This window comes from Mesorhizobium sp. M0166, from assembly GCF_040322255.1.
Taxonomy (GTDB): domain Bacteria; phylum Pseudomonadota; class Alphaproteobacteria; order Rhizobiales; family Rhizobiaceae; genus Mesorhizobium.
Map to the genome: position 1 here is coordinate 127,357 of NZ_JAMYTD010000006.1, position 25,648 is coordinate 153,004.

General features: G+C 63.2%; 24 protein-coding genes and 1 pseudogene. 8 read left to right on the top strand and 17 right to left on the bottom strand.

The genetic code is table 11. The annotated features are described in order from the left end of the window. Positions 1-25: 25 nt before the first annotated feature. The gene (locus NKJ46_RS10205) at positions 26-823 is read right to left on the bottom strand and encodes a TrmH family RNA methyltransferase (RefSeq protein WP_352664555.1); all 798 of its coding nucleotides are present in this window, start codon (positions 821-823) and stop codon (positions 26-28) included. Positions 824-1,137: 314 nt separating this feature from the next. Here NKJ46_RS10205 and NKJ46_RS10210 point away from each other — a divergent pair, with 314 nt between their 5' ends. Further along, positions 1,138-2,142: a L,D-transpeptidase gene (locus NKJ46_RS10210; RefSeq protein WP_352664557.1), complete on the top strand. Its 1,005-nt coding sequence runs from the start codon at positions 1,138-1,140 to the stop codon at positions 2,140-2,142. A gap of 54 nt (positions 2,143-2,196) precedes the next feature. On the opposite strand, the gene NKJ46_RS10215 is transcribed toward NKJ46_RS10210, so the two are convergent. The 4 genes from NKJ46_RS10215 to NKJ46_RS10230 form a co-directional block, all read right to left on the bottom strand. Continuing rightward, positions 2,197-2,535: an ArsR/SmtB family transcription factor gene (locus NKJ46_RS10215; RefSeq protein ID WP_292663671.1), complete on the bottom strand. Its 339-nt coding sequence runs from the start codon at positions 2,533-2,535 to the stop codon at positions 2,197-2,199. A gap of 173 nt (positions 2,536-2,708) precedes the next feature. After that, a complete protein-coding gene (locus NKJ46_RS10220; RefSeq protein ID WP_502903380.1) occupies positions 2,709-3,449 on the bottom strand; it encodes a HugZ family pyridoxamine 5'-phosphate oxidase in 741 nt (246 codons plus the stop codon). A gap of 37 nt (positions 3,450-3,486) precedes the next feature. Continuing rightward, positions 3,487-4,248 (bottom strand): SDR family NAD(P)-dependent oxidoreductase, encoded by a 762-nt coding sequence (locus NKJ46_RS10225; RefSeq protein WP_352664561.1) that lies wholly within the window; start codon positions 4,246-4,248, stop codon positions 3,487-3,489. 63 nt (positions 4,249-4,311) lie between these two features. Then, complete coding sequence (locus NKJ46_RS10230) at positions 4,312-4,848, bottom strand: GNAT family N-acetyltransferase (RefSeq protein WP_352664563.1); 537 nt, start codon at positions 4,846-4,848, stop codon at positions 4,312-4,314. 282 nt (positions 4,849-5,130) lie between these two features. Between NKJ46_RS10230 and NKJ46_RS10235 the strand changes: the two genes are divergently transcribed. After that, the gene (locus NKJ46_RS10235) at positions 5,131-6,120 is read left to right on the top strand and encodes a glutathione S-transferase family protein (protein WP_352664565.1); all 990 of its coding nucleotides are present in this window, start codon (positions 5,131-5,133) and stop codon (positions 6,118-6,120) included. 10 nt (positions 6,121-6,130) lie between these two features. Here the strand turns inward: NKJ46_RS10235 and NKJ46_RS10240 are convergent, their stop codons facing one another. Both NKJ46_RS10240 and NKJ46_RS10245 read right to left on the bottom strand, forming a co-directional pair. Further along, positions 6,131-6,619: an ABZJ_00895 family protein gene (locus tag NKJ46_RS10240; protein ID WP_352664766.1), complete on the bottom strand. Its 489-nt coding sequence runs from the start codon at positions 6,617-6,619 to the stop codon at positions 6,131-6,133. 74 nt (positions 6,620-6,693) lie between these two features. Continuing rightward, positions 6,694-7,194: an NUDIX domain-containing protein gene (locus tag NKJ46_RS10245; RefSeq protein WP_352664567.1), complete on the bottom strand. Its 501-nt coding sequence runs from the start codon at positions 7,192-7,194 to the stop codon at positions 6,694-6,696. A 53-nt stretch (positions 7,195-7,247) separates the two neighbouring features. Here NKJ46_RS10245 and NKJ46_RS10250 point away from each other — a divergent pair, with 53 nt between their 5' ends. Next, positions 7,248-8,192 (top strand): metallophosphoesterase family protein, encoded by a 945-nt coding sequence (locus NKJ46_RS10250; protein WP_352664768.1) that lies wholly within the window; start codon positions 7,248-7,250, stop codon positions 8,190-8,192. A 39-nt stretch (positions 8,193-8,231) separates the two neighbouring features. Here the strand turns inward: NKJ46_RS10250 and NKJ46_RS10255 are convergent, their stop codons facing one another. The 4 genes and pseudogenes from NKJ46_RS10255 to leuA form a co-directional block, all read right to left on the bottom strand. After that, positions 8,232-8,849: a hypothetical protein gene (locus tag NKJ46_RS10255; RefSeq protein ID WP_352664569.1), complete on the bottom strand. Its 618-nt coding sequence runs from the start codon at positions 8,847-8,849 to the stop codon at positions 8,232-8,234. A gap of 133 nt (positions 8,850-8,982) precedes the next feature. Next, positions 8,983-9,787: pseudogene (locus tag NKJ46_RS10260) on the bottom strand (alpha/beta fold hydrolase). Positions 9,788-10,000: 213 nt separating this feature from the next. Then, a complete protein-coding gene (locus NKJ46_RS10265; RefSeq protein WP_352664571.1) occupies positions 10,001-11,791 on the bottom strand; it encodes a tetratricopeptide repeat protein in 1,791 nt (596 codons plus the stop codon). A gap of 143 nt (positions 11,792-11,934) precedes the next feature. Beyond that, the gene (gene leuA / locus NKJ46_RS10270; protein WP_502903381.1) at positions 11,935-13,611 is read right to left on the bottom strand and encodes a 2-isopropylmalate synthase; all 1,677 of its coding nucleotides are present in this window, start codon (positions 13,609-13,611) and stop codon (positions 11,935-11,937) included. An 872-nt stretch (positions 13,612-14,483) separates the two neighbouring features. Between leuA and NKJ46_RS10275 the strand changes: the two genes are divergently transcribed. Genes NKJ46_RS10275 through NKJ46_RS10285 form a run of 3 tightly spaced genes read left to right on the top strand, consistent with a single transcriptional unit; the run spans position 14,484 to position 16,764 of the window. Further along, positions 14,484-15,650: an ATP-grasp domain-containing protein gene (locus tag NKJ46_RS10275; RefSeq protein WP_352664575.1), complete on the top strand. Its 1,167-nt coding sequence runs from the start codon at positions 14,484-14,486 to the stop codon at positions 15,648-15,650. Between the two features lie 4 nt (positions 15,651-15,654). After that, complete coding sequence (locus tag NKJ46_RS10280) at positions 15,655-16,431, top strand: esterase family protein (protein WP_352620494.1); 777 nt, start codon at positions 15,655-15,657, stop codon at positions 16,429-16,431. An 18-nt stretch (positions 16,432-16,449) separates the two neighbouring features. After that, entirely contained in the window at positions 16,450-16,764 is a 315-nt protein-coding gene (locus NKJ46_RS10285; RefSeq protein WP_352664577.1) for a nuclear transport factor 2 family protein, read from the top strand. An 18-nt stretch (positions 16,765-16,782) separates the two neighbouring features. On the opposite strand, the gene NKJ46_RS10290 is transcribed toward NKJ46_RS10285, so the two are convergent. The 4 genes from NKJ46_RS10290 to NKJ46_RS10305 form a co-directional block, all read right to left on the bottom strand. Continuing rightward, positions 16,783-17,871, bottom strand: coding sequence for an AbrB family transcriptional regulator (locus tag NKJ46_RS10290; RefSeq protein WP_352664579.1), 1,089 nt, complete (start codon positions 17,869-17,871; stop codon positions 16,783-16,785). Between the two features lie 422 nt (positions 17,872-18,293). Continuing rightward, complete coding sequence (locus tag NKJ46_RS10295) at positions 18,294-18,602, bottom strand: putative quinol monooxygenase (RefSeq protein WP_352664581.1); 309 nt, start codon at positions 18,600-18,602, stop codon at positions 18,294-18,296. Positions 18,603-18,651: 49 nt separating this feature from the next. Further along, positions 18,652-19,449: an SDR family NAD(P)-dependent oxidoreductase gene (locus tag NKJ46_RS10300; RefSeq protein WP_352664583.1), complete on the bottom strand. Its 798-nt coding sequence runs from the start codon at positions 19,447-19,449 to the stop codon at positions 18,652-18,654. A gap of 72 nt (positions 19,450-19,521) precedes the next feature. Further along, complete coding sequence (locus NKJ46_RS10305) at positions 19,522-19,980, bottom strand: DsrE family protein (protein WP_352664585.1); 459 nt, start codon at positions 19,978-19,980, stop codon at positions 19,522-19,524. A 101-nt stretch (positions 19,981-20,081) separates the two neighbouring features. Here NKJ46_RS10305 and NKJ46_RS10310 point away from each other — a divergent pair, with 101 nt between their 5' ends. Next, on the top strand, positions 20,082-21,170 hold the full coding sequence (locus NKJ46_RS10310; RefSeq protein WP_352664587.1) for a hypothetical protein: 1,089 nt from the start codon (positions 20,082-20,084) through the stop codon (positions 21,168-21,170). Positions 21,171-21,392: 222 nt separating this feature from the next. Here the strand turns inward: NKJ46_RS10310 and NKJ46_RS10315 are convergent, their stop codons facing one another. After that, positions 21,393-22,322, bottom strand: coding sequence for a cation diffusion facilitator family transporter (locus NKJ46_RS10315; protein WP_502894484.1), 930 nt, complete (start codon positions 22,320-22,322; stop codon positions 21,393-21,395). Positions 22,323-22,354: 32 nt separating this feature from the next. Continuing rightward, positions 22,355-24,544: an anthranilate synthase gene (locus tag NKJ46_RS10320; protein ID WP_352664589.1), complete on the bottom strand. Its 2,190-nt coding sequence runs from the start codon at positions 24,542-24,544 to the stop codon at positions 22,355-22,357. Between the two features lie 319 nt (positions 24,545-24,863). Between NKJ46_RS10320 and NKJ46_RS10325 the strand changes: the two genes are divergently transcribed. Next, positions 24,864-25,634 carry an isocitrate lyase/PEP mutase family protein gene (locus NKJ46_RS10325; RefSeq protein WP_352664591.1) on the top strand — a complete coding sequence of 257 codons (771 nt, stop codon included), beginning with the start codon at positions 24,864-24,866 and terminating at the stop codon, positions 25,632-25,634. Positions 25,635-25,648 lie beyond the last annotated feature (14 nt).

Here is a 25,648-nt window from a genome sequence, read left to right on the forward strand (position 1 = left end):
AGAGCAGGCCCCGACGGCTCTAAATTTACGCTCCGGAAAAATGATGCAGCGCGACGGCTGACGCGGCGGCGACGTTCAGGCTGTCGAAGCCTTGCGCCATACCGATCCGCAGCGTCTGCAGGCGGGCAAGCAGGCTTTCCGGCAGGCCTTCGCCCTCGGTGCCGAGATAGAGCGCCAGCCGCTCGTTTCTCTTGGCATCGCGAATGTCGATCTGCCCGCGCGGCGACAAGGCGAATTGGCTGAAGCCTTGCCGGTCGAGCATTGCGATGCAGCCGGCGGCGTCGGCAAAGCAGGCGAAGGGGACTTTCAAGGCCGCGCCCACCGAGACGCGGATTGCCTTGCGGTACAGCGGATCGCAGCAGGTCGGATCGAGAAGCACGGCATCCGCGCCAAAGGCGGCGGCATTGCGGAAGATCGAGCCCATATTGTCATGATTGGCGATGCCGACCAGCACCACGATCAGCGCGCGGGCGGGCAATGCGCCGAGCAAGGCCTCAGCGGAGATGGCCGGACCTTTGCGGCCGATCGCCAATATGCCGCGATGCATGTGGAATCCGGCGATCCTGTCGATGATTTCGCCGGATGCGACATAGATCGGAAGCCCGGCAGGCGCTTTGCGCAGAACGTCATCGAGGCCAGCCAGCCGGTTTTCGAGTACCAGCACCGATTCTGCCTCGAAGCGCCGGGCGGCAAGCAGTATGTCGAGCACCACCTTGCCTTCGGCGACGAAACGGCCTTGCCGGCCGGCAAGATCTCGCTCCCGGATGTCGAGATAGGCGGCGACGCGGGGATCGTGCGGATCGTCTATGCGGATCGGATTCATGGCTTCCTCGGCGGACCCTGGCGTCGGCCGCGAATCGGGATTCGGTTTCGGAAGGCATGATGGCGGATCCGAAGCTCTGACCGTATCTCAGCGTCCAAATGGATGCACGCCGTTCTAACGGTCAAATCCAATCACTGGACGCTGGGCCCGGACGCCCTGCCTGGCCTCCTGGCTGCACGGCGATATTTGATTCCCGCGGCGCGGCTCTTCGGCCAAGCCGTTTCAATGTAGAATTTTCGATCGGGCGAAGGAACCACACAGGGCCATGCCGCGTCATAGAAGCGGGCTCCTGCTGCGGTCCTGGGAGGACATCGATGATCAGGCTCCTCCTCGTCTTCGCCGCCACGCTTGCCCTTGCATGCGGCGTGGCTCGCACGGCCAAGCTCGATCCGGCCACCGTCAATCAGGCCCGATACACTGTCGGTGAACCGAAGGGTGTCGATCCGACGCTGCTGAAGGCGCAGATCCTTCTGGATCGCGCCCGCTTCTCGCCGGGCCTGATCGACGGCCGCCTTTCTCAGAACTTCGCCAAGGCCGTTGCTGCGTTTCAGGCGGCAAACGGACTTCCGCCCGACGGCAAGCTCAGTCCACTGACCTGGAGCAAACTCATCGCAACCTCTGCCAAGCCGGTGCTGGTGACCTATGAGGTGATGCGCAAGGATGTGCGCGGACCTTTCACCAGGCGTATTCCGGCTCGCTTGGAGAGGATGGCCCGCTTGCGGCGGCTCGGCTACCGCAATGCGGTGGAGAGGTTGGCCGAGCGCTTCCACGTCAGCGAACAATTGCTGCGAATGCTCAATCCGGGCACTAGCCTCAGGAAACCAGGCAGGACCTTGGTGGTGCCTGATGTCGGTAGGGGCGATCCTCCCGCCGGCGTTGCCGCCATCGAGGTCGACAAGGGCGCTCGCCTGGTGCGTGTGCTCGACCGTGCCGGCAAATGGCTGGCGGTCTACCCCGCCTCGATTGGGAGCGAGGAGAAGCCGGCGCCAAGCGGCACGGCAGAGGTCAGGCGCGTGGTGCACAAGCCTACCTACCACTACGATCCGGACTTCGCTTTCAAGGGGGTCAAGACCAAGCGGCCCTTCACCATCGCTGCCGGGCCGAACAATCCCGTAGGATCGGTCTGGATCGATCTCTCTATAGAAAGCTACGGCATCCACGGCACGCCGGAACCGGGCAAGATCGGCACGACCTTTTCGCATGGCTGCATCCGCTTGACCAATTGGGATGCCGAAGACCTTGCCTCCATGGTGCGGCCAGGCACCAAGGTCGAGTTCAAGGACGAGATTGCGCAGGCCGCCGACGAGCGCGTCCAGTAGCAAGGCTGACTTGACAGCAATGCGGATTTGGCAGGGCGTTCTCCGCCCGGCCGCTCAGGTCCCGGCGCGACGCAGCCGGTGAGCCATCTGCGACAGTTCACCTTCGCCGAAAATGCCGTCCAGCATGTGCAGCAATTCGCGCACCGCTTCGGATTTGCAGGAATAATAGATCATTTGCCGATCGCGGCGGGTCTCGACAAGGTCGGAAGCCCTGAGCTTGGCCAGATGCTGTGACAGGGCGGATTGGCTGAGCGACACCTTCTCGGCTATGGCGCCGACCGACATCTCGCCCTCGGCCAGATAGCTCATGATCAACAAACGTTTTTCGTTGCCCATCAGCGTCAGAAACGCAGCCGCGGTTCCGGCGTTGGCGACTAGCTTGTTCGAGACCATAGATCCCCCATACGTTCTTGCTCATCCGCCGCTATGGGGGCAATAGCGTCGAATTCCATAGACTTTCCCTATAGATGCACGCCAGCGATTCAGCGTCACTCGCAAAGGTAGAACATTTCGCTCAAATCTCAAGGCTTGCTTTCCATGCAAGCCGATTAACTGTGCGGCTGTGATTAATTTGCCGATCGGGCAGCCTTTGCCATGTCGACCAGGACAGGCTTGAGGTCGCGTGCCGTTCTCAGCGGCTCGGGGAAGAAAACCCGACAGACATTGTCGCCCGATACGAGATCCATCCCGTCGGCGTCGAACCCGGTGACGATCCAGCCGTCACTCTCGGCCCCGCCGAAATGACTTGCGTAGAGGGCAATCGCATCGAGATGGTCGGCGTTCATGTGGTCGAGTGCCGATTGCTCGCCGGCGGCAAGCTCGTCGACGATCGCTCCCGTCGCGACCAGATCGGTGCGGTCGAGCAGATAGGCCTTGCCGAAGCCGCCGTTCAGGCTGGCGCGCTCCGGTTCGAGCCGGAAGATCGAGAAGTCGCCGAGCCCGGCATAGAGTTTTGCCTTGGGATTGCGGTTGAGGTAGCGCCGCTCGGCGCAGGCGTGTTCGTTCGATCCGCGTTCGAGCCGCACGGCGCGGCAGACGAGCGTCAATCGCGGATGCGCCAGCGGATCGCCCCTGCCGGGTTCGCCGACGAGCAACGAGCAGCGCGGGTCGGCAAGGATGGCGCCGGTATGGGCGGACAGCATCGACACCAGGATCAATGGCGTGCCGTCGATGTCGGTGGCGACGCCGACCCGGCTGGCCAGCGGCGAACCGGTTCCTGGCTCGAGCACCCCCAGCGCGCCGAAACGGGCGCTGCGGATCAGCGTCTTTGCCAGCCTGATCGCCTCGGCGTCGGTCGCGCGGATCACGTCTTTCCTGGGTTCGTCCAAGGCATCACCGTCGCTTTCATTTCGGCGCCATGCGGATGGCGCCGTCGAGGCGAATGGTCTCGCCGTTGAGCATCTGGTTCTCGATGATGTGCAAGGCAAGTGCGGCATATTCCGAAGGCTCGCCCAAACGGGAAGGGAAGGGCACAGCGGCGCCGAGCGAATCCTGCACCTCCTGCGGCATGCCGGCCATCATCGGCGTCCTGAAGATGCCGGGCGCGATGGTGCAGACGCGAATGCCGGAGCGGGCGAGATCGCGCGCCACCGGCAGCGTCATGCCGACGACGCCGGCCTTGGACGCGGAATAGGCCGCCTGGCCGATCTGGCCGTCATAGGCCGCGACCGATGCCGTGTTGACGATGACGCCGCGCTCGCCGCCCTGCAGCGGTTCGAGCCTGGCGGTCCGGTCGGCGACCAGGCGGATCATGTTGAAGGTGCCGATCAGATTGACCTCGATCACCTTGCGGTATTGATCGAGCGGATGAGATCCGTCCTTGCCGATCGTCCTCATGCCGATAACGATGCCGGCGCAATTGACCAGGATGCGCGGTGCGCCGAGCGTCTCTGCCACTTCCGCAACTGCGGCGGCACCGCTCTCGGCGTCGCTCACATCACATCGGACGGCGATGCCGCCGATGTCGGCAGCCACCTTGGCCGCGCGCTCGATACCAAGATCGAGGACGGCAACCCTGGCGCCGCCGGCGGCAAGAGCGCGCGCCGTCGCCTCGCCAAGGCCGGAGCCGCCACCGGTGACGATCGCAATCTGGCCGTTCGGGTTCATCTCGACGTCCTCCTCCGTACCCAGACTATGCCGCCAAGCCACCGTGCGACAGCACTGGCATGGTCACGCCATCGCGGCGATGTGCGCGGCAATCCTTGCCTGGTCGGCATGGCAAACCTCGCCCGCCAGCCTCGCCACCGCGCCCGGCACGATCTCGTGCGCCAAAAGCCGGTCGGGGTCGACCGGACGCGGCATGGAGATCTGCCCGCGCGGCAGCCTCCTGAAGCCGAGCGGGCCGTAGTAGGGTTCGTCGCCGACCAGCATCACGGCCAGTGCGCCAGCCTTGGCAGCGGCTTCCAGCGCGATTGCCACCAGCCGGCGGCCGATGCCGAGATTTTTGAAGGCCGGCCGCACAGCGAGCGGCCCGAGCATCAGCGCGCGGCCGGCACCGGCGGCGATGCGCGTCATCCGTACCGAGGCGACGACGATTGCGCCATCGACGGCCACGAAGGACAAAGCGCGTTCGTGCGGGCCACCTTGGCGGATCTTGTAGGCGGCAAGCACGAAACGGCCCGGCCCGAAGGCCTCGTCGTTGATGGCTTCGATTTCAGGATCATGCGCCGGAGTTTCCGGCAGGTATTTCACGTCGGCAAGGCTCATGGTCTTTGCGTTCCGGTATACGAGGAAAGGTTTGCTGCAAGCGGCAGCGTTCGCCAGTCAGCGCTTCATCAAGCGCGGGCGCTCTTTCGTCGTCGGTCGAACCGGATCACGGCAAAGTCGAACATGCGGATTGTCCGCTAGCACCAATTTTCAGCCGCCGCAATCGGCAGGCGCACCCGGCACGCACTCGACGACGCAGCCGTTGACGATCTGTTCAGCGTCGGGGATTTCCACGGCGCCGCTTGGTGCCCTACATCAAGCAGCAACGCGAAAGGATATTGCATGGGATTGCTAGTCGAAGGCCAATGGCAGGACCACTGGTACGATACCGGGGAGAGCGGCGGCAAGTTCGTGCGGGCGCAGTCGCAGTGGCGCGACTGGGTGACCCGCGATGGCACGCCGGCTGATGGGCGAAAACGCGGTTTCAAAGCCGAGCCCGGCCGCTACCACCTCTATGTCTCGCTCGCCTGCCCGTGGGCGCATCGGACGCTGATCTTTCGCGTGCTCAAAAAACTCGAGGACCTGATTTCCATCTCGGTCGTCCATCATTTCATGGGCGCCGACGGCTGGACGTTCTTGGCCGAGGACGGCGCCACGGGCGACACGCTCTACGGCCTCGATTTCCTGCACCAGATCTACACCAGGGCCGATCCCGGCTATTCGGGCCGGGTCACCGTTCCCGTGCTGTGGGACAAACGCGAGCAAACCATCGTTTCCAACGAATCCTCCGAGATCATCCGCATGCTCAATTCGGCCTTCGACGAATGGGGCGATGCCAAGCTCGATTTTTATCCGCAACCGCTGCGCGGCGAGATCGATGCGATCAATGCGCTGGTTTATCCCGCGGTCAACAATGGCGTTTACCGTGCCGGCTTCGCCACCACGCAGGCAGCCTACGAGGAGGCATTCGGTGAATTGTTTTCGGCGCTCGACATGCTGGAGGACCGTCTGTCAAAGCAGCGCTATCTCGTCGGCGGCCGCATCACCGAGGCGGATTGGCGGCTGTTCACGACACTGGTCCGCTTCGACCCGGTCTATGTCGGCCATTTCAAGTGCAATCTGCGCCGCATCGCCGACTATCCGAACCTGTCGAATTACCTGCGCGATCTCTACCAGATGCCGGGCGTCGCCGGCACGGTGAATTTGCACCACATCAAGTCGCATTATTACCGCAGCCACGAGACGATCAATCCGACGTGCATCGTGCCGGTCGGGCCAGAGCTCGACTATTCCGCGCCGCATGATCGGGCGCGATTCAGGAAGGCTGCGTGAGACCGGCGACCTAGCGGAAGGTTTCGGAGTCCATCTTTGCCCTTCTAACGAGTTCAGCTTTCAATATGGTATTTCCAAATCGATTGGAGTAGCCGAGCGACGTTGCCAGGAACGCCACGATGCCGCCGATCATGACGGTCTGGACTGACATCTGGAGCGGGATTGCGCGTAATGATCCCGACAGCAGAATCAGAGCCATTCCCAAAGCCATTTCTATCAGGGTTGAGAAGCCGACCATTTTCCAGAATTCAGCGCGAGTAAAAAGGCGGGCATGTCGCTTTAAAAAAAAGAAATATGTCCCGAAGGCCGCAACAAATTGTATTACGAATTGGATGCCTCTTCCAATTCTTTCTAACCTGGATGGATCTACCCCAAGCATCATCGTCAACACTAATCCTGTTGAAAACAATATTATTACATAAATTCCAGTAAAAAGTAAGATATATAGTACAATTCTAAATCTATCGTTTTTGTTTATGTTCCATTTTTCCCAACCGATTAGTTATACCTGTCTTGGAGAGCAATGGATGCTGTCATCCTGAATCGAAGCAGCAAGGCTGTTGGATAGGTGGTCTACCAGTAAGGCGATACCGAATTCCCCTCAAAAACTTCGGCAATCCGCCGCAAAGTCGCTGGTGTCGTGCCTTCCGGCAAGCGGTCGAGCGGGAAGAAGCCGGCTTCGGCGATCTCGCGATCGGGCAGTTTCGGTGCTGTCTGGTTGAACTCCTCGACCAGATAGAGGCCGACATGGTCGCGGCGGCTGGCGCGGCGGTTGAAATGCAGCGATTTCAGCACCGGCGGTCCAGTCAGCGCGATGTTGCCTTCCTCGAAGACTTCGCGTGTCAGCGCTTCGATCATCGTCTCGCCCAACTCGACGCCACCGCCGGGCAGGTGCCAGCCAGGAACATAAGTGTGGCGGATGAGGAAGACGGAATTGGAGGCGCGGTCGTGGATCAAGCCGCGCACGCCGAGCGTCATCGGCCGCCGCAGCACGAAGTACAGGTGAAACAGCCGTGCTCTGACGCCTGGCCATCCGGTCTGGCGCAGGGCTTGCTCCGGATCCGGCGCCGTCATCGTCCGCGAAACCGTGAGTGGAAAGCGGGGCGCGCCTCGCCTATGAAGAAAAGATGTTCAGGCTCGCGCATATTTCCGATGTCCATCTGGGGCCGCTTCCCGATGTAACCTATCGCGATCTCGCCTCCAAGCGCGTGGTCGGTTACGTCAACTGGCAGCGCAACCGCCGTCGCCACATGCACGACGCCGTCATCGACACCATCGTCGCCGACATGAAGGCCAGCGGGCCGGACCATCTCGCCATCACCGGCGACCTGGTCAATCTGGCGCTCGACGGTGAGATCGAGATGGCCAAGCACTGGCTGGAGACGCTGGGCTCACCCAACGACGTATCGGTGGTGCCGGGAAACCATGATGCCTATGTGCCGGGCGCCTTCGACAAGACCTGCCGGTCGTGGGCGGCGTGGATGACCGGCGACGGCGTCAGTACGCCGGTCGACCGCAACACTTTTCCCTATCTGCGGGTACGCGGCGATGTTGCGTTGATCGGCGTCTCGACGGCGCGCGCCACGGCTCCCTTCATGGCCAACGGCTTCTTTCTCGAAGGCCAGGCGGAACGGCTGCGCGACATGCTCGACGCCACGGGCAAGCGCGGCCTGTTCCGGGTGATCATGATCCACCACCCGCCGTTGCGCGGTGCCGTTTCGCAGAACAAACGCCTGTTCGGCATCTCGCGCTTCCACAAGGTTCTTCACCGGCACGGCGCCGAGCTTGTGCTGCACGGCCATTCGCATGTGCCGTCGCTGTTCTTCATCGGCGCCCGCAAGACAAAAATCCCGGTGGTCGGGGTCGCTGCCGCCGGGCAGGCCCCCGGCAGTTCGCATGCACCGGCGCAATACAATCTGCTCGACATCGACGGTGAAAAGGACAATTGGCGGATCAGGCTGACGCGCCGCGGCCTGACCGGGCCGGCATTGCCGCCCAGCGACCTGCAGACGCTGGAGCTTGGCGTCGAGGCCGAGGCGTCGATGGCTAGAGCAATTCCAGGAAAAGTGTGAAACGGTTTTCCGTCCGGAATTGCGTCAAAACAAAGAGCTTTAGAAACTGATTTTCATCGCGACGATGCGGTCCCAGAACAGCACGAGCGAAATCGCCAGGCCGACCAGGGCGCCGGCGGCGATCAGGCCGAGGCCCGAGAAGAACGCCGACCAGCCGTTGGCGTGCGCAGCGATCCGCAGCGGCGGCTCGGCCTCCGCCACCAGGGCGCGTTTCAGGCCGGCGACGGCCTGCTCGATGCCGCCTTCCATCATTCTCTGGCGTTCGACGACTCGCTCGGCGACATAGCGCGTCACCTGGTCGGCAACGACCTTCATGTCGGTCGATTCGGCGAGCACGACGCGGCCGATGCGCGTGTCCTTGAGAAAGCGGTAGGTGCGGCGGTCGCGTCCCATGGCGACATGGCTGACGGCGTCGATCCACAGCCGTGGCTGCAGGCCGGACGAGACGGCGAAGTCGAAACTGTCCATGTCGGTGGGCACGTCGCTAAAGACCGGCGCGAGTTCGGCGGCAAGCATATCCAGCCGCATGCGATGCGCTTCGCGCATGTCGACGACGACGTCGTCGCGGTCGGCGAAGGCGTTCTTGACGTCGCGAATGGCATCGGACAGTTTTCGCGACTGATCGATCTGGGTGATGTTCTCGCCTGCGTCCTTCATCGGCGTTGCCTCGCGGGTTTGGTTAACACCGAATTAACACAACCGCCGGCAAAATGCACTTGCGAGATCGATGGGCGGGCAAGGGTTCGCTGGATGAGCACCAGCGCCGCCGCCGCGCCTGTGCGAGGACCGATCAGCTCGCCGCAGCGGCGAATCCTGAACGAAGTCGCCTGCTGCGGCGGCGCATATTACGACGGACGGCCTCGACGACCAGGCCGGGCGCTTCCTCGACCAGCATATGGCCGGCTTCCAGCACGTGGTGCAGATGAAAATGCTTCGGCACGCCGTCCGCCTGGCTGACGGGCAGCATTGCGTCGTCGGTTCCCCAAACCACCATGATTGGCATATTCAGCGTTTCAAGCCGCTCGTTCGGGATGACGCCTTGCCGATCATCCCTGGTCATGGCAGCTGCGAGCTCGACAAGTGTCCGTAACTGGCCGGGACGCTGCCGCATCTCGTTGACGAGATCGATCCTATGCTGCGAAGGCCGGCTTTGCGGTCCCGACATGGCGGCAAGACAGGCGTGGATTTCATCCGTGCCGGCAGCGGCGGCGTAGCGACGCAGCAGCGGACCATTGATTTCAGGACCGAAACCGCCGGGCGCCAGCAGCGCCAGCGAAGCCATCTTTTCCGGCTCGCTCAATGCCATCAAGACGGCCACGGCGCCGCCCATCGAATGGCCGACGACATGGGCCCGCTGGATCCCGCGAGCGGAAAGATCGGCAAGGACGGCACTAGCGGCGATCCTGGCCGGACCGCCTCCGGAAAAAATCGAGCGACAGCCCGTGACCCGGCAGATCATAGGCCAGGGTCCGCGCGCCGGGCGCCAGGGACGCGGCCACGTCGCGCCAGTCGTCGTGGCAGCCACCGAAGCCATGCAGGAAGGCAATCGTTGTCGGGCCGGTGCCCCGTTCGGCAGCGTAAAGGGATGGGGTCATGCAAACTTTATGGCTTGGTGCCGGGATCAATCAGGATGCCGGGGGCGGTCTTACGCGAGGATCAATCTTTACGGGGGATCAGTCTTATGCGGAGATCAGTCTTATGTGGGGATCAGCCGGGCCGGTTCAATGAAGTCTGAATTGCGCTTTGGCCGTGCGGATGGCCAGTAAAATTTTCGCGATAAGCTGATGTCGTTCACGCGCCGGGAGACGTCAGCTGGCGCCGCCAAGGCCGGCGGCGCGCAGGGCCTCCACCAGCCGGTTGGTCAGATCGGCGGGATATCTTCGCTCGACGAAGGTTGCGCGCGGATCGGCTGCGAATTTCGGGAATTTGGTGGTCAGTTCCTGCAGCAGCCTGCTCACCAGCTTCTCGCGGCCGGCAGCCTTGGCGCCGATCAGCCGCGCCGCCAGATAATGCGATTTCATTTCCGTCGTTCGCAAGCCGTCGCTGGCAAGCGTGGCCTTGTTCATGTCGCCCATCATGAATTCTCCGGCGAACAGCCCGTAATCCCACCATGTCGGATGGGCGCTGGCGATATCCACGGCGTGAGCAAGGATCGGGGTGCCCTCGCTGTACCTGCCGGCGAAAACCAGCCCGTAGCCATAGGCGGCGGCCATTGCGAGATCGTAGGGATTGAGCTCATAGGCCTTGCGCATCCAGCGGATCGATTCCGCGGAATCGCCCATGCGCGAATTGAGATAACCAAGGGCGCGGTGCGCGTAGGGGCTGGTCGGGCCCATCTGGATGGCGCGATGGGCAAACGTCATCGCTTTGTCGATCGTCGCGTCGGCGGGGTAGGGATAGTGGTCGGTGACCGCTTCGAGATGCAAGGACGCGAGTTCCGAATAGACGAGCGACGACTTCGCCTCCCGGTTGGCAAGATCTTCGAGGCAGCGGTAGGCGGCTTCGTGCGTCTGGGCATTCTGGTCGAGATAATATTTGCCGTTGAGCACCAGACACGCCGTCAGCCCGGTCTGGATGCCGCTCTGCTCGATGTAGTTGTAGATCGTGCCCGAGGCGGGAAGAGCCGAGCTCAAAATGCCGGAGATCTGGTCCTCGATGGCGGTGTTCGCGCTGTCGCCGGCGGTCAGGTTGCGTGACAGCAGCACGCGGCCGGTCGCCACGCTTTGCAGCTCGAGCATGATGTCGCCGCTGCGCGGCCCGGGCAGGACGTCGAATACGAAGCTGGCGGCGTCGGTCACTGGATCGGGCGGGCTGTCGGCATCACGGCCGATGAAATTGATGGTATCGAAGCCGCTGAGGCCGGCGCGCAGCGATGCAGCGACACGGCGAGCCACGTCGCTGTCGGCCTTGATGGCGATGTAGACCTGGGGGAGGGTTTCAACCGGAGGCGCTGCTATGCTGCCGGTCGCCACCGCGGTCTCGACCGCCGTGTCGCCGCCGGTCAGCAATACCACGCTGCCCTGGCGAAGGATCAGCACACCCAGCATGAGGATGACCAGCGCGATCGCCAGCCAGAAGAACTGCAAATGGCGCTGCAGCGAAGGTGCAGCAGGGGCCACGGCTGGAACGCTCAGCAATGCAGCCGGATGTGCCCGGTTGCGGGCATCCTGTGGCGATCCGGGCGGGGCCGTCGCCGCCGCCTCCTCTGTCGCCGGCTGCGGCTTGCCCTCTGCCTCGGCCTCCGCCGGCAAGCGAATGGCGTTGAGTTCGTAGGATGGAACATAGCCGCCGCGCGGAATAGCGATGCGGACCGGTTCGGCAACGCCCTCGTTGGCGAAATACTGCTGTAGCAGGTCGCGCAGCCTGCCGGCCTGCACCCGCACCACCGCATCGGTCGACGGGTCGAAATCGCCGTCCTTGCCGAAGACGTCCATCGCTATGGAGAAGCCCTTGAGCCTATCGGCTTCGCCTGCCTGCTCGCGCTCGACCAGGTAGCGGAGCAGCTTGCGCGCGCGCTCGGATCGTCCGAACGTTTCGCTGGCAAGCAATCGCTCCAACGTTTCGCGCACTGCGGGGGCGGCAGGCGTGGTATGCTGCAAGTGTCGATCCCTTCGAATTCGGCACAGGTTGAGGTACGATCATATAGCGCTGGCGCCGCCATACAAGCATCTGCTTATGGTGCGATAGCGTACCCACCGGATAAATATCCGGTGGGCTGATGGCGCGAGCCTGGCAGTCCCGGCTAGCCGCCCTTTCGGCCGACGATGCGGTTGGCGGCCGAAACCACGGCTTCGAGCGAGGCGGCGACGATGTTGGTGTTGATGCCGGCGCCGAACAGCTTGCCGCCCGGATGTTCCATCTCGACATAGGAAATGGCCGAGGCATTCGAGCCGCGCTGCATGGAATGCTCGGAATAATCGAGCACCGACATCGGCACCCCGACATGGCGCGACAGCGCATCGAGGAAGCCGTCGATCGGGCCGGTGCCGGTGCCTGATATGGTCACCTCCTTGCCTTTGTCGAGGATCACCGCTTCAACCACGCGCCGGCCCTTGACCTCGGTGTCGGGGTAGGTGTGGTGGTCGAGGAATTTCAGCCGCGCGCCGGGCTGGTCGACGTAGGTGTCGAGAAAGCGCTCGTAGATGCGCCTGGCCGGCACCTCCTTGCCTTCGGCGTCGGTGATCGCCTGAATGGCCTGGCTGAACTCGATCTGCAGGTTGCGCGGCAGGTTGAGGCCGTAATCCGCGTGCAGCACATAGGCGATGCCGCCCTTGCCGGACTGCGAGTTGATGCGGATGATGGCTTCGTAGCTGCGGCCGACATCGGCCGGGTCGATCGGCAGGTAGGGCACCTCCCAGTGCGGCGTATTGGCCTTGCGTAGCGCCTTCATGCCCTTGTTGATGGCGTCCTGGTGCGAGCCGGAAAAGGCGGTGTAGACGAGCTCGCCGACATAGGGATGGCGCTCGGGGATCTTCAGCTGGTTGGAGTATTCGTAGACGTCCTTCATGCGGTTGATGTCGGAGCAGTCGAGCCCGGGATCGACGCCTTGCGTGTACATGTTGAGCGCCAGCGTGACGATGTCGACATTGCCGGTGCGCTCGCCATTGCCGAACAGCGTGCCTTCGACGCGGTCGGCGCCCGCCATCAGGCCGAGCTCGGTGGTGGCGATGCCGGTGCCGCGGTCATTGTGCGGGTGCAGCGAGATCAACAGGTTCTCGCGGTTGTCGAGATTGCGGCACATCCATTCGATGCGGTCGGCATAGATGTTGGGCGTCGACATCTCGACCGTAGAGGGCAGGTTGATGATCAGCTTGTTTTCCGCTGTCGGCCTGACGATCTCGGTGACGGCGTTGCAGATCTCCAGCGCCACTTCGAGCTCGGTGCCGGTAAAGCTCTCCGGCGAATATTCGAAACGGTAGCCGCCGCCGGCATTTGCCGCCATGTCGGTGATCATCTTGGCCGCATCGGTGGCGATGCGCTTGATACCGGCGACGTCCTTCTCAAACACGACGCGGCGCTGCAGCTCGCTGGTCGAGTTGTAGAAATGGACGATCGGGTTGGTGGCGCCCTTCAGCGCCTCGAAAGTGCGGGTGATCAGTTCCGGCCGGCACTGCACCAGCACCTGCAGCGAGACATCGGCGGGCACGTTGCCCTGTTCGATGCACCAGCGGGCGAAATCGAAGTCGGTCTGCGAGGCCGACGGGAAGCCGATCTCGATCTCCTTGAAGCCCATGTCGAGCAGCAGGGCGAACATGCGCGCCTTGCGTTCCTGACCCATCGGATCGATCAGCGCCTGGTTGCCGTCGCGCAGGTCGACCGAGCACCAGATCGGCGCCTTGTCGATCACTTTCGAGGGCCAGGTGCGATCGGCAAGGCCGACGGTCGGATAGGGCTGGTATTTGCGGGCGGCGTCCGGCATGCCCTTTCCCGCAGGCTTGCTGATTTCCTGTACATTCAGACGGATATCTTCTCGTGCGTTCATCGTCTTTTCTCCCGGCGGCTCGCGGATCCGGCTTCAGGCGGATTGGTGGCGAGCGGCGCCTTTACCAGAATTTCGTTCGCTTGATGTGACGTGCCAATTTTGTAACTGGCCAAGGAGCGTGCGCGTGAGCGGCGAATTCGACCGCCGGGCGCTCCTTCAGCGAACCCGGCGATCGCCGATAAGGCCGAGAAGCAGCAGGGTGGAGGCAAGCGCGCGAACGGTCTGGCCGGCAATGCCGGTCGGACGGGACGCAAAAGAGGTGGCTCGCGGGCTCATGGCGGATTTCATACAGGAGCGGGCAAAGCGAGGCAAGTGGGAGCATATTCGGAGTAGGCACCGGCGGCGAAACCGCCGATCTCCCCCCTTGCGGGGGAGATGGCCGGCAGGCCAGAGGGGGGTGCTGTCCCGCCGACCTGTCAGCTCACCGTAGCCACGCCCTTTGGATTTTCCGGCTCGTAGGGCTTCCTAAGCCGGACGCTGGCGATCCTACACACCCCCCTCTGTCCTGCCGGACATCTCCCCCGCAAGGGGGGAGATTGGATGTCGCCTTGGTTTTCGCCAACATTCAAAGTTGAGGGCTGGGCAACTTTGTTCTTGCTTTGTGCCGGCAGCTATGCTACTAATCTCGGTATGGTGCTAATTGGCTCCAACGACCCGCCGTCGAGGCGGGTTTTTTATTTCACGGTTTGGCGTCACCTTTCGCGGACCCAACCGCTCACCTGATCCAGTTGCTCTTCCCCGAGCCCGGCAAATGCGCCAGAGTCGATTGTCGGCGGGGGTGCGATGGCTCGCCGCCGGGAGGGATCGTCATGAACTTCGTGTTCTTCTCGCCGCATTTTCCAGCCAACGGCGCCGATTTCTGCGACCGGCTGAAGAAGGCCGGCGCCACTGTGCTTGGCATTGGCGACGCGCCGTTCGATGCGCTGGACGGCAAATTGAAGGCAGCCCTTTCGGAATATTACCGCATCGACGACATGGAGGAGTACGAGCCGGTGTTCCGTGCGATCGGCCATTTCATCCACAAATGGGGCCGCGTCGACCGGTTCGAATCGCTCAACGAGCATTGGCTGGAGCTGGAAGCCAATATCCGCACCGACTTCAACATCTTCGGCACCAAGCTCGACTTCGTGAAGAATTTGAAACGCAAGAGCCGCATGCGGGCGTTCTTCCGCAAGAGCGGCGTCGAAACCATCGCGCAACGCAAATGCTCCGACCGCGCCGGCGCCATGACCTTCATCCGCCGCGTCGGCTATCCCGTGGTGGTGAAGCCGGATTCCGGCTCCGGCGCCTCGAACACCTTCAAAATCTCCAATGCCGGCGAACTCGACAGGTTCTTCAGGGACAAGCCGGAAGGCGTCAGCTTCGTCATGGAGCAATTCATCGAAGGGCTGGTGGTGACCTATGACGGGCTGGTCAACCGCGACGGCGAGGTGGTGCTGGCCGCCAGCCACCGCTACGACCAGAGCGTCATGGAGGTGGTCAACCGCGACCGCCATATGAGCTATGTCTGTTTTCCCGAGATCAGCCCGGCGGTCGAGGAGGCCGGCAGGAAAATCCTCAAGGCGTTCGACGTGCGCGAGCGGTTCTTCCACATCGAGCTGTTCGAAACCAGGGACGACCGGGTCATCGCGCTGGAGGTCAACATGCGGCCGCCTGGCGCCTGGATGACCGATGCCATCAATTACACCTTCGATATCGATGTCTATGCCGCCTGGGCCGACATGGTGGTCAAGGACGCCGCCGGCGGCCCTTACAGGGGCAAGTATTTCACCGCCTATGCCAGCCGCAAGCGGCACCTCAACTATGTGCACAGCCATGCCGACGTGCTAGCCGCCCATGGCGACATGATCGTCCATCATCACGCCATCGAGGAGGTTTTCAGCCGCGCCATGGGAAACTACGCCTATCAGCTGCGCTCCACGGACCCGAAGGCGCTGCGCCGGGCGGTCGACTACATCCATGCGGAAAAGGCGTGAGGCGATGGACGTTTCCTACCACAAGGGTTTTGGCCGCAACCTCGGCCGCGACATGGAATACAAGCGCTACGGCCATGCCGGCCGACCCGTGGTTGTGTTCCCGACTTCGCAAGGGCGGTTCTACCAGTTCGAGGATTCCGGCGCCGTCTCGGCTCTCGCCGAGTTCGTCGACACCGGTCGCATCCAGCTGTTCACGCTGGACGGCATCGATGCGGAATCCTTCTTCGACCGCCACGCCGAGCCGGCCCATCGCATCGCCCGGCATGAAGCGTATTTCCGCTATGTGCGCGAGGAGGCGCTGCCGGAACTCCTGTCTGTCGCAGCCGAGGCCAATGGCGGGCGTACGCTGAAGCCGCTATTTTGCGGCTGCTCGATGGGCGGCTATCATTCGTCGAATTTCGTCTTCCGCTTTCCGGAACTGGCCAGCGGGGTCATCGCGCTGTCGGGGGTCTACTCGACCCACGATTTCTTCGGCAGCGCGCTCGACGGACAGATTTTCTTCAACTCGCCGCTCGACTACCTGCCGGGTATCGTCGATCCGGGGCTGCTTGTCAGGCTGAAGGCGCTGCGGCTGATCTTCTGCTGCGGGCAAGGTGCCTGGGAGGAACGGATGCTGGCCGATACGCAGGCGCTGGAACAGATCCTGCGTGACAAGTCGATCCCGGCCTGGGTCGACTATTGGGGCGGCGATGTCGCCCATGACTGGCCGTGGTGGCACAAGCAACTGGTGTATTTCTTCGCCCGCTGGCTGGACGACGATCTGATGCACCGGCTGGATTAGGTCACCTGGAGGAAGGAAATGACCACGCCCGATGCCATCCGCCGCTTTGTCGAAGCCACCAATGCCGGCGACACCAAAGCTTTCCTCGAGACGTTCACCGCCGATGCCTTTCTGAGCGACTGGGGCAGGTCGTTCCGGGGCCGCGACCAGATTGCGCGCTGGAACCAGTCGGACAATATCGGCGTGCAGTCCAAACTTAGCATCATTCGTATCGAACCGGCGGGCGATACCTACAAGGTCCGCATCGCGGTCACAGGCAACGGCTTCAACGGCGAGGGCGACATGGCTTTCACGCTGGACGGCGACCGCATCTCCAGCCTGGTGATCAGCTGACGCGCTGCCCGGCCGGTCTTACTCCCGCAGGCTTCTCGCCACCAGCCGCGCCACGCTTGGGCCGACCAGAAGCACGATCAGGAAGCGTGCCGATTGCAGCGCCATGACGAAGGAGATGTCGACATGCTGCGCGGCGGCGGCGATGATGGCGACGCTGTCCATGCCGCCGGGGCTGGTCGCCAGATAGGCGGTCAGCGGATCGATGCCGAGCAGGCGGCTGATCAGGAAGGCGAGGCCGCCGCAAAAGACGATCAGGGCAATGATCGAGCCGACGATCTGCGGCAGCGCGCGGGCCGCGTGGCGCAAAATGGCCCTGGTGAAATTCAGGCCGATGCTCCAGCCGATCATCGTATAGCTCAAGGCGAGCAGCCAGGGTGGCAACTGCATGGTCACGCCGAGCCCGAGATGGATCACGGTGCCGAAAATGAAGGTGCCGAGGAAAAACGGCGACGGCAGCCGGAAAAGCTTTCCGGCGAGGCCGCCGACCAGCGCCACGCCGAATGTTGCGGCCAAGCCTTGCGGGTCGACCGGTGGGAACCAGACGATGGCCGGCACCTCGATGCCTGAGGTGTCGACCCACAGCTTGGCCACCAAGGCTGCCGTCATCGAGACGCAGATGACGCGCAGATATAGCATGAAGGCGACGAGGCGCTGGTCGGCGCCGAAGGCACCGGCCATCAGCACCATGGCGGTGGCGGCGCCCGGCGACGAGCCCCAGACCGCCGTGGTGCCGGGCAGGATGCGCCAGCGGCTGATCAGCCAGCCAAGCAGGCTGGATGCCGCGACCGTCGCCATCACAACGCCGAGGAACAGCGGCCATTCCCTGTAGAAGACGGGAAAGATATCGGCCGAGATCGAACTGGCGACCAGGCAGCCGACGACCGCCTGGGCTGAGCCGAACAGAACCCGCGGCACGCGCACCGTGGCGCCGTTGGTGCCGGCAGCGATGGCCGCCAGCATCGGTCCGATCAAGAGCGCGGCGGGCAGGGCGGCGAGTTCCAGCGCGCCGGCAAACAGCACCGAGACCACCACCAGGACCGGCCACTGCCAAGCCTTGTGGATCCGCGCCAGATGCTCGATGGCCGGCGGGTTCGGGGAAGAATCCATAAATCGGCTCTTAGACCGGTCGCGGAAAAATGCGAACCCTTTTTGGGAGGAAAAGGGCTTGGGTGGTAATACGCTGAACCTTGGAGATTAGCTGAGACATCCATCCCTTCGTCATCCTGGGGCGGAGCAAGGAGCGAAGCGACGCGGCGCAGACCCCAGGATCCATGCCGTGACAACTGTGGCACGCGAAGGCGGATCAGAATCGAGTGCTTCTTGGCACCGACAGCACGTCCTTTACCAACCGAGTAGGCACCGCTGCGGATGCAAGCGCCATTCTGAACCGCTGCATTCTTCGGCTGATGTAACGGCATGGATCCCAGGGTCTGCGCGACGTCGCTTCGCTCCTGCTCCGCCCTGAGATGACGAAGGCGCGGTGGCAACTCGGCTAATCGCTAGCGAAACCGGATCCCCTATCCTCATCCTCAGCTCACCTTGCTCTCCGGTAACCCGAACCCGCCAACAGGATGCGTCTCCACCTGGAACTCGAAGCCGGCGATGATCGGCCGTGCCTTGGCGATTGCCGCCTGGACTTCGGGCAGCTGCAGCGAAGCCTTGTGGCTTTCGGCGTCGGTCCACACTTCGGTCACCCAGATCGCGTCGGCATCGGCCGGGTCGGTGGCGATGATGTAGTTCAGGCAGCCGGGCATGGCGCCGGTGCTGGCGAGCAGGATATCCATCATTGCGTCACGCTGGCCGCGCATCGCCCGCATCTTGCCGATCAGTCCGTACATTCGCTTTGCTCCGTTGAGATGACGCAACCAGGAGTATGCAGTTCGCCGTCTACGGCATCAACTGCCCGCCATTGACCTCGATCACCTGGCCGATGATGTAGCCGCTCAGCAGATCGGAGGAGAGGAACAGATAGGCGCCGACGCAGTCCTCGGCGGTGCCGGCGCGGCCCTGCGGGATGGTGGCGATCATGCCTCTCATCTGGTCGTCGGTCGAGTAGCGCTCGTGGAAAGGCGTCGCGATCGTGCCGGGCGCTACCGCGTTAACGCGGATGTTGAAACTGATCAGCTCCTTGGCCATGCCGCGCGTGATGTTGGAGACGAAGGCCTTGGCCGAGCCGTAAAGGCCGGCGCCGCCACCGGCGCCGTTGCGCGCGGCGATCGAGGAGGTGTTGACGATGAAGCCGCCCTGCCGCTTCAGCCATGGGATCGCCTTGCGCGAAGCTGTCAGCACCGAACGCGCGTTGAGGTCCATCACCGCGTCGTAATGCGCCTCGGTCTGCTCGGCATAGGGCACGCGGCCGAGCATGCCGCCGGCATTGTTGACGAGGCCGTCGAGCCGGCCGAAATGTTGCGCACTGTCCTCGACGACGCGCTCGACATCGGCGGGGACCGAGAAATCGCCCTGGACGAGGAACACGTCACCGCCACCGTTGCGAATGGTCGCGGCCAGGTTTTCGGCAGCCGTACGGCTCGAATTATAGTGCAGCGCGACGCGGCATTTCTGCGCGGCATAGGCAAGTGCAAGCGCCGCGCCGATGCCGGTCGAGGCGCCGGTGACTAGGACCGCCTTTCCGGCAAGGTCGGGGATGACCAGAGAGGGGCTGACAAGGGTGGTGGTGGCTGGCACGTCTATTCCTCCGGGGGACTCTGCCTACTCTTCGTAGGCCCTCGCAGTCCTCGCGTTCAAGTCCGTAAAAGCCTATGGCCTGAGATAGGCGTAGCCCTGGCGTTGCAATTCGGCGAGCTTGACGACGCCGCCCCGGTCGGCTGCATGGAAGCCGTCGAGCAGGTCGGCCAGGCCGATATCCATGCCGTGCATGGTGTTGGCGCAAGCGTGCGGGCTGAGCCCATCCTGGACAAGGCCGGCGAACCGCCCGGAAATGGCAGCCGATATGCCTTTCGACTTGAAGGCGGCAAGTGCCGGGCCGTGCACGACAAGCGCGATGTCGACCTTGCCGTCGGTGCCTTCGAAGTGGTTCTTGATGTTGCCGAGCACGAAATTGACCTTGTCGAGGTCGCTGAGGTGATAGGCGACCTTTTGCCTTTCCTCTTCGGCAGCCGCCGGCTTGACTTCACTAGCTGCAGCCTTGGTGGGGCGCAGCCCGAAAAGCCCGGCGGCCCCGGCAAGACCGACGCGGAAAATATCGCGGCGTCGCATGGCTTCATCTCCCATTTGGCCGGCCCGCGCAAATTGCGTGGCCTCGGCCTCGATCCTAGCATAAATTGACGCCACGTCTTGTCGGGGCAGGGGGAGCCAGCATGATATCAAGGACCATTGTGGGCGCCGGGCTTGGGGTTGCCTTGCTTGCCGCCGTCGCCGGTGCTGCTTTCGCCGACGACACGCTCAAACTCACCGAGCTCAGCCCCGACGGCAAGGACGCCTGCTTCGGCCGCGTCTACGACGCCGCGCATCTCAAGTCGCATCCGCACCAGAAGGTGGCGCGCATCTTCTTTTATTACGGCCGCGATCCGGTCAGCCGGCCAAACGAGGAGCCAAGCACTGGCATCGATTCCTCCTACAATGGCTTCATGGCGACGACGGTGCGCGGCGCCGAGGCGCCGGAATGGCTCGGCGGCTGGTGCAGCCATGAGTCGGAGGACGGCAAAACCGGTGCGATCCGCTGCGGCATGGACTGCGATCGCACCATGGCTTCGCTGAAGGTCGACGACAAAGGCCGGCTGATCGTCTCGGACGTGCAGCCCGACCTCTATCTCGACGCCGGATCGGAAGATGAGCTCGGCGAGGCGGAGTACGAACGGCAGGCGCTGGGCAAGGACGACAACAGCTTCGGGCTCGACCCGATGCCGGCCGCCACCTGCAAGGCCGAGTTCGCGCACATCGACCCGATCGACCCGGCCCTTGGCCCGCCATTGCGCGAGCGGCTGAAGCCGGACCGAGCCTTCTGCTACGGGCGTGACTACGATGCCGCGCATCTCGGCTCGCATCCCGATCAGCTGACCCAGACGATCCGGGTTTATCGCGGACCGGTCGAGCTGGCGTCTTTCGCCAAGGAGGGCGATCCGGCCAATTGGCCAAGCGGCGCCGATATCGCCGTTTCGGTTACCACGCGGCAGAAATCGGCCAAGGTCACGCAGGTCTACAACTGCCAGGGCGAGGGCGACCAATGGCGCTGCGCGGCGAGCACGAAGACGGGTGCTGCCTCCTCCGACATCGCGCAAAAGGAGGTCTTCCTTCGCCGCGGCGCCAACGGCACGATGATGCTGGCCAACCCGAACAGCGGCCTGCCGATCGTCGATCTGTGCTCGAAGGCGGCGGAAGGCGACACCAGCTCCGACGACAAGGTCTACCGGCTGGAGCCGATGCCGCAGGCCGCCTGCGGGCTATAGCAACCGCAATGCTGGAGGGACAGCGCCCCCCTCTGTCCTGCCGGACATCTCCCCCACTTGGGGGGAGATCGGCCGTCACCGCCGCTTTCGCCAATCACCATCGTCGCAGGAGTGAGCGGCGCGCTGAAGCTGCCAATCTCCCCACTTGTGGGGGAGATGTCCGGCAGGACAGAGGGGGGCGCGAAGGATCACCACTGAGCGATTTTTCTCCGCGACGCCACCTCACGCGAACGGCACGGCCGTCGTGCCCTTGGGGAGTTTCGCTTCATCGTCGGGCTCGACATGGATGATGACGCGGACGGAAGGGATCTCTGCCTGCAGCGCGTCCTCGATGCGGTCGCAGATGACGTGGCTGGCGCCGACCGACATGTCGGCGTCGACGACCAGATGGAACTCGATGAAGGTGGCGCGGCCGGCGATGCGCGTCTTCAAATCGTGGACCTCGAGCGCGCCCTTGCAATTGGCCGAGATGATGTCGCGGATGCGGATATGTTCCTGGGTGTCGACGGCGCGGTCCATCAGCCCGTTCATGGACGAGCCGATGACGTGCCAGCCCTGCCACAGAATGTTCAGCGCCACGATCACGGCAAGAGCCGGATCGAGAACCTGCCAGCCGGTCAGCACGGCGCCGACCAGGCCGATGAACACACCGACCGAGGTCGCCACATCGGTCATGATGTGCCTGCCGTCGGCGACGAGAGCCGGTGATTTTTCGCTTCGGCCGGTGCGGATCAGCGTCAAGGCCCAGACGGCGTTGATGACCGTTGCGACGCCGTTGACGGCAAGGCCGGTCCATGGCTGTTCCAGCGGGGCGGGATGCTGCCAGGACCACCAGACCTCATTGAGGATCAGCAAGGCGGCAAGCACGATCAGCACGCCTTCGAGGACGGCCGAGAAATACTCGGCCTTGTGGTGGCCGAACGGATGGTCCTGGTCGGCCGGCTTGTAGCTGACCTGGATCGCCCAATAGGCGGCTGCCGAGGCAATGACGTTGACGATCGATTCCAGCGCGTCCGAATATAGCGCAACCGAGCCGGTGACGTACCAGGCCACCAGCTTCAGGCCGAGCACGACGCAGGCGACAACGATCGACCAGAAGGCGAGGCTGGCGACCTTCTGCCTGGCGGCGGCCTTGATTTCTGCCGCGGTCACTGGGGAAAAGATCCCAACACTGAGCCCTCGAATTAAGCGGCCTTTTCCTTGGCCTTGCGCGGCAGGTGCGCGACGATGTTCTCGATGATGCGCATGCCGGCATTGTGGCCGAGCGTCATGATCGATTCCGGGTGAAACTGCACCGCAGCGATCGGCTCCTTGCGGTGCTCGAAGGCCATGATGATGCCGTCTTCGGTCTCGGCGGTGACGACAAAACCATCGGGCAGCCGCACCGGATCGGCGAAGATCGAATGGTAGCGGCCGACCGTCACCTCCTTGGGCAAGCCGGAGAAGATGATGCCCGGCTTCGACACGCGGATGCGCGACGGCTTGCCATGCATGGGGATGTGCAATTGCCGCAGCTCGCCGCCATAGGCTTCGGCCAGCGCCTGCAGCCCGAGGCAGACGCCGAAGATCGGCAGATCGCGCGCACGGGCCCGCTTGATGGTCGCGGCGCAGTCGAAATCCTTCGGCGTGCCGGGGCCGGGCGACAGCACGACCAGGTTTGGCTTCAGCCGGTCGAAGATCTCGTCCGGCACCGGTGTGCGCACCGTCGAGACATTGGCGCCGGTCTGGCGGAAATAGTTGGCGAGCGTATGGACGAAACTGTCCTCGTGGTCGACCAGGAGGATGTTGACGCCGTCGCCGACACGCGCGGTGCTGCGTTCGGTGCTGGCGGCATTGCCTAATTTGGCGTCGCGGATGGCGGAGAGCATGGCGGATGCCTTCAGTTCGGTTTCGGCTTCTTCTTCTTCGGGAATGCTGTCGAAGAGCAGCGTGGCGCCGGCGCGCACCTCAGCGATGCCGTCCTTGATGCGGATGGTGCGAAGCGTCAGGCCGGTGTTCATGTCACCATTGAAGTTGACCATGCCGATCGCCCCGCCATACCAGGCGCGCGGGCTCTTCTCGTTCTGCTCGATGAAGCGCATAGCCCATAATTTCGGCGCGCCGGTAACGGTGACCGCCCAGGCATGCGACAAGAAGGCATCGAAAGCGTCCATGCCTTCGCGCAGCCGTCCCTCGATGTGGTCGACGGTGTGGATCAGGCGCGAATACATCTCGATCTGGCGGCGGCCGATGACGCGCACCGAGCCCGGCTCGCAGACCCTCGATTTGTCGTTGCGGTCGACGTCCGAGCACATGGTGAGTTCGGATTCGTCCTTCTTCGAATTGAGCAGCTTCAAGATCTGCTCGCTGTCGGAAATGGCGTCGTCGCCGCGCTTGATGGTGCCGGAGATCGGGCAGGTCTCGACGCGCCGGCCGTTGACGCGCACGAACATTTCCGGCGAGGCGCCGATCAGATATTCGCCCTCGCCGAGATTGATGAAGAAGGAATAGGGCGAAGGGTTGATGCTCTTCAGCTTGCGGGAAATCTCGGAGGGCTGGGTTTCGCAGCGTTCGTAGAACATCTGCCCCGGCACCACTTCGAACAGGTCGCCGCGCTCGAAGCTCTTCATCGCCTTGCGCACCAGCTTGGCATATTCGCCCGGCTCGTGGTCACCGCGCGGCGGGATGCGGTCTGCGGTCCTGAACGGCTCGACGACTTCGTCGCGCGGCAGGCCTTCGGTCGAGAAGCCATCGCCGGAATAGTCGTAGCGGTCGGTCCAGGCCTTGGTCGAATAATGGTCGACGACGAGGATTTCGTCGGGCAGGAACAGCACGAGATCGCGCTGGCTTGGCTTGCGCTCGAGCTTGTAGTCGACCGGATCGAACTGGAAGGCGAGGTCGTAGCCAAAGGCGCCATAGAGGCCGAGATTGGCGTCCTCCTCGGTCTTGAACAAGGCGGTGATGGCGCGCAGCACGGTGAAGACGGAGGGAACGCGGCTGCGTTCCTCTTCGGTGAAGATACGACCGGGCTTGGCGACCTCGAGGCGGATGAGTTTGTTGGACGTCTCGGCGATCGTGACATCGTCAAGGCCGGCAAGCACCGTGCCGATCACCGGTAAAAGCACCTCGCCGCGGCGGTTCAGCGCCTCGATGCGCATGGCGCGGCCGCGTGCCGAGATCACCACCGGCGGATCGATGATGGCGGTGTCCCAGCGCGTATAGCGGCCGGGATATTCGTAATTCGAGGAAAACACGGCGCCGCGGCGCGAATTCAGGCCATCGACATAGCCGTCGATCGCCACTTCATATGGCCGGTCATGGCGCTGGCGGGTAATCGCCACGCCACCCGCGGTGACGAAGCGCTCGGCGCCATTCTCCAGAATTTTCGTCGTCATTGCCGTCTCCATCAGCGTCTTTGGGGCAACGGACCCGGGAATGGCTTGAAAAACAAATGGCCGCCCGGACATTCCGCTGCGGCCACCCTCTATTGTCACGCGAACGCGTTCGAACAGGCCGCTGTCAGCGAGCCCACCACCAAATGGTCTTGATCGAACGCATATTCATGGCGAAATCCATAGCCGCGAAAAGCGGTGTGCGCAACAGGTTTGAAAGTCTGTGGGGTGGCTGCCGCTTTCGCAACCCATGGCACATGGCCAAGACCGGCAGTCCTGCCTAGACTCTGCATCACACAGCAAGAAGACGGGAAGACATCAAATGACCGAGCAGATCGACCGCGCACGGACGTTCCATTCCCTCCATGTCAAGGGAAACCCGATTGTCCTCTACAATGCCTGGGACCCAGGCTCAGCCAAGATCATCGAGAAAGCAGGGGCCAAGGCCATTGCCACCGGCAGCTGGCCCGTCGCGGCCGCTTTCGGATTCGCCGATGGCGAGAAAATCCCGTTGGAACTGGCGCTCGAAAACATCAAACGCATCGTTGCGGCGGTGGATGTGCCGGTAAGCATGGACCTCGAGGGGGGTTACGGGGTCGCTCCGGAGGTTGTCGCCCGCAGCGTAGCGCTCGCCGTGCAGGCTGGGGCCGTCGGCTTTAATTTCGAGGATCAGATTGTCGGCGGCAGTGGGCTGCACGACATCGCCATACAGGTGAGGCGGATCGAAGCCGCCGCAGCGGCGGTGAAGGCGTCGGGTATTCCGGCCTTCATTAACACCCGAACCGACATTTTCCTGAAGACTAAACCGAATGCGCACGACAGGGCTCTTCTCGATCAGGCGATCGAGCGGGCGCACGCCTACGAAAGGGCCGGAGCGCATGGCTTCTTTGCGCCGGGGCTTGCCGATGAAGGCCTGATCGAGGCGCTCTGCGAGGCAACGGCATTGCCGGTCAACATCATTGCCCTGGCGCATGTGCCGCCGCGCCAGAGGCTTGCCGAACTCGGCGTCGCCCGCGTGAGCCATGGTCCGGTGCCGTACCGGCAGATGGCCGAATGGCTGGAGGCCAAGGCGCGACAGGCGATTTCGGGCTAGTCTGGCAGGGTGCG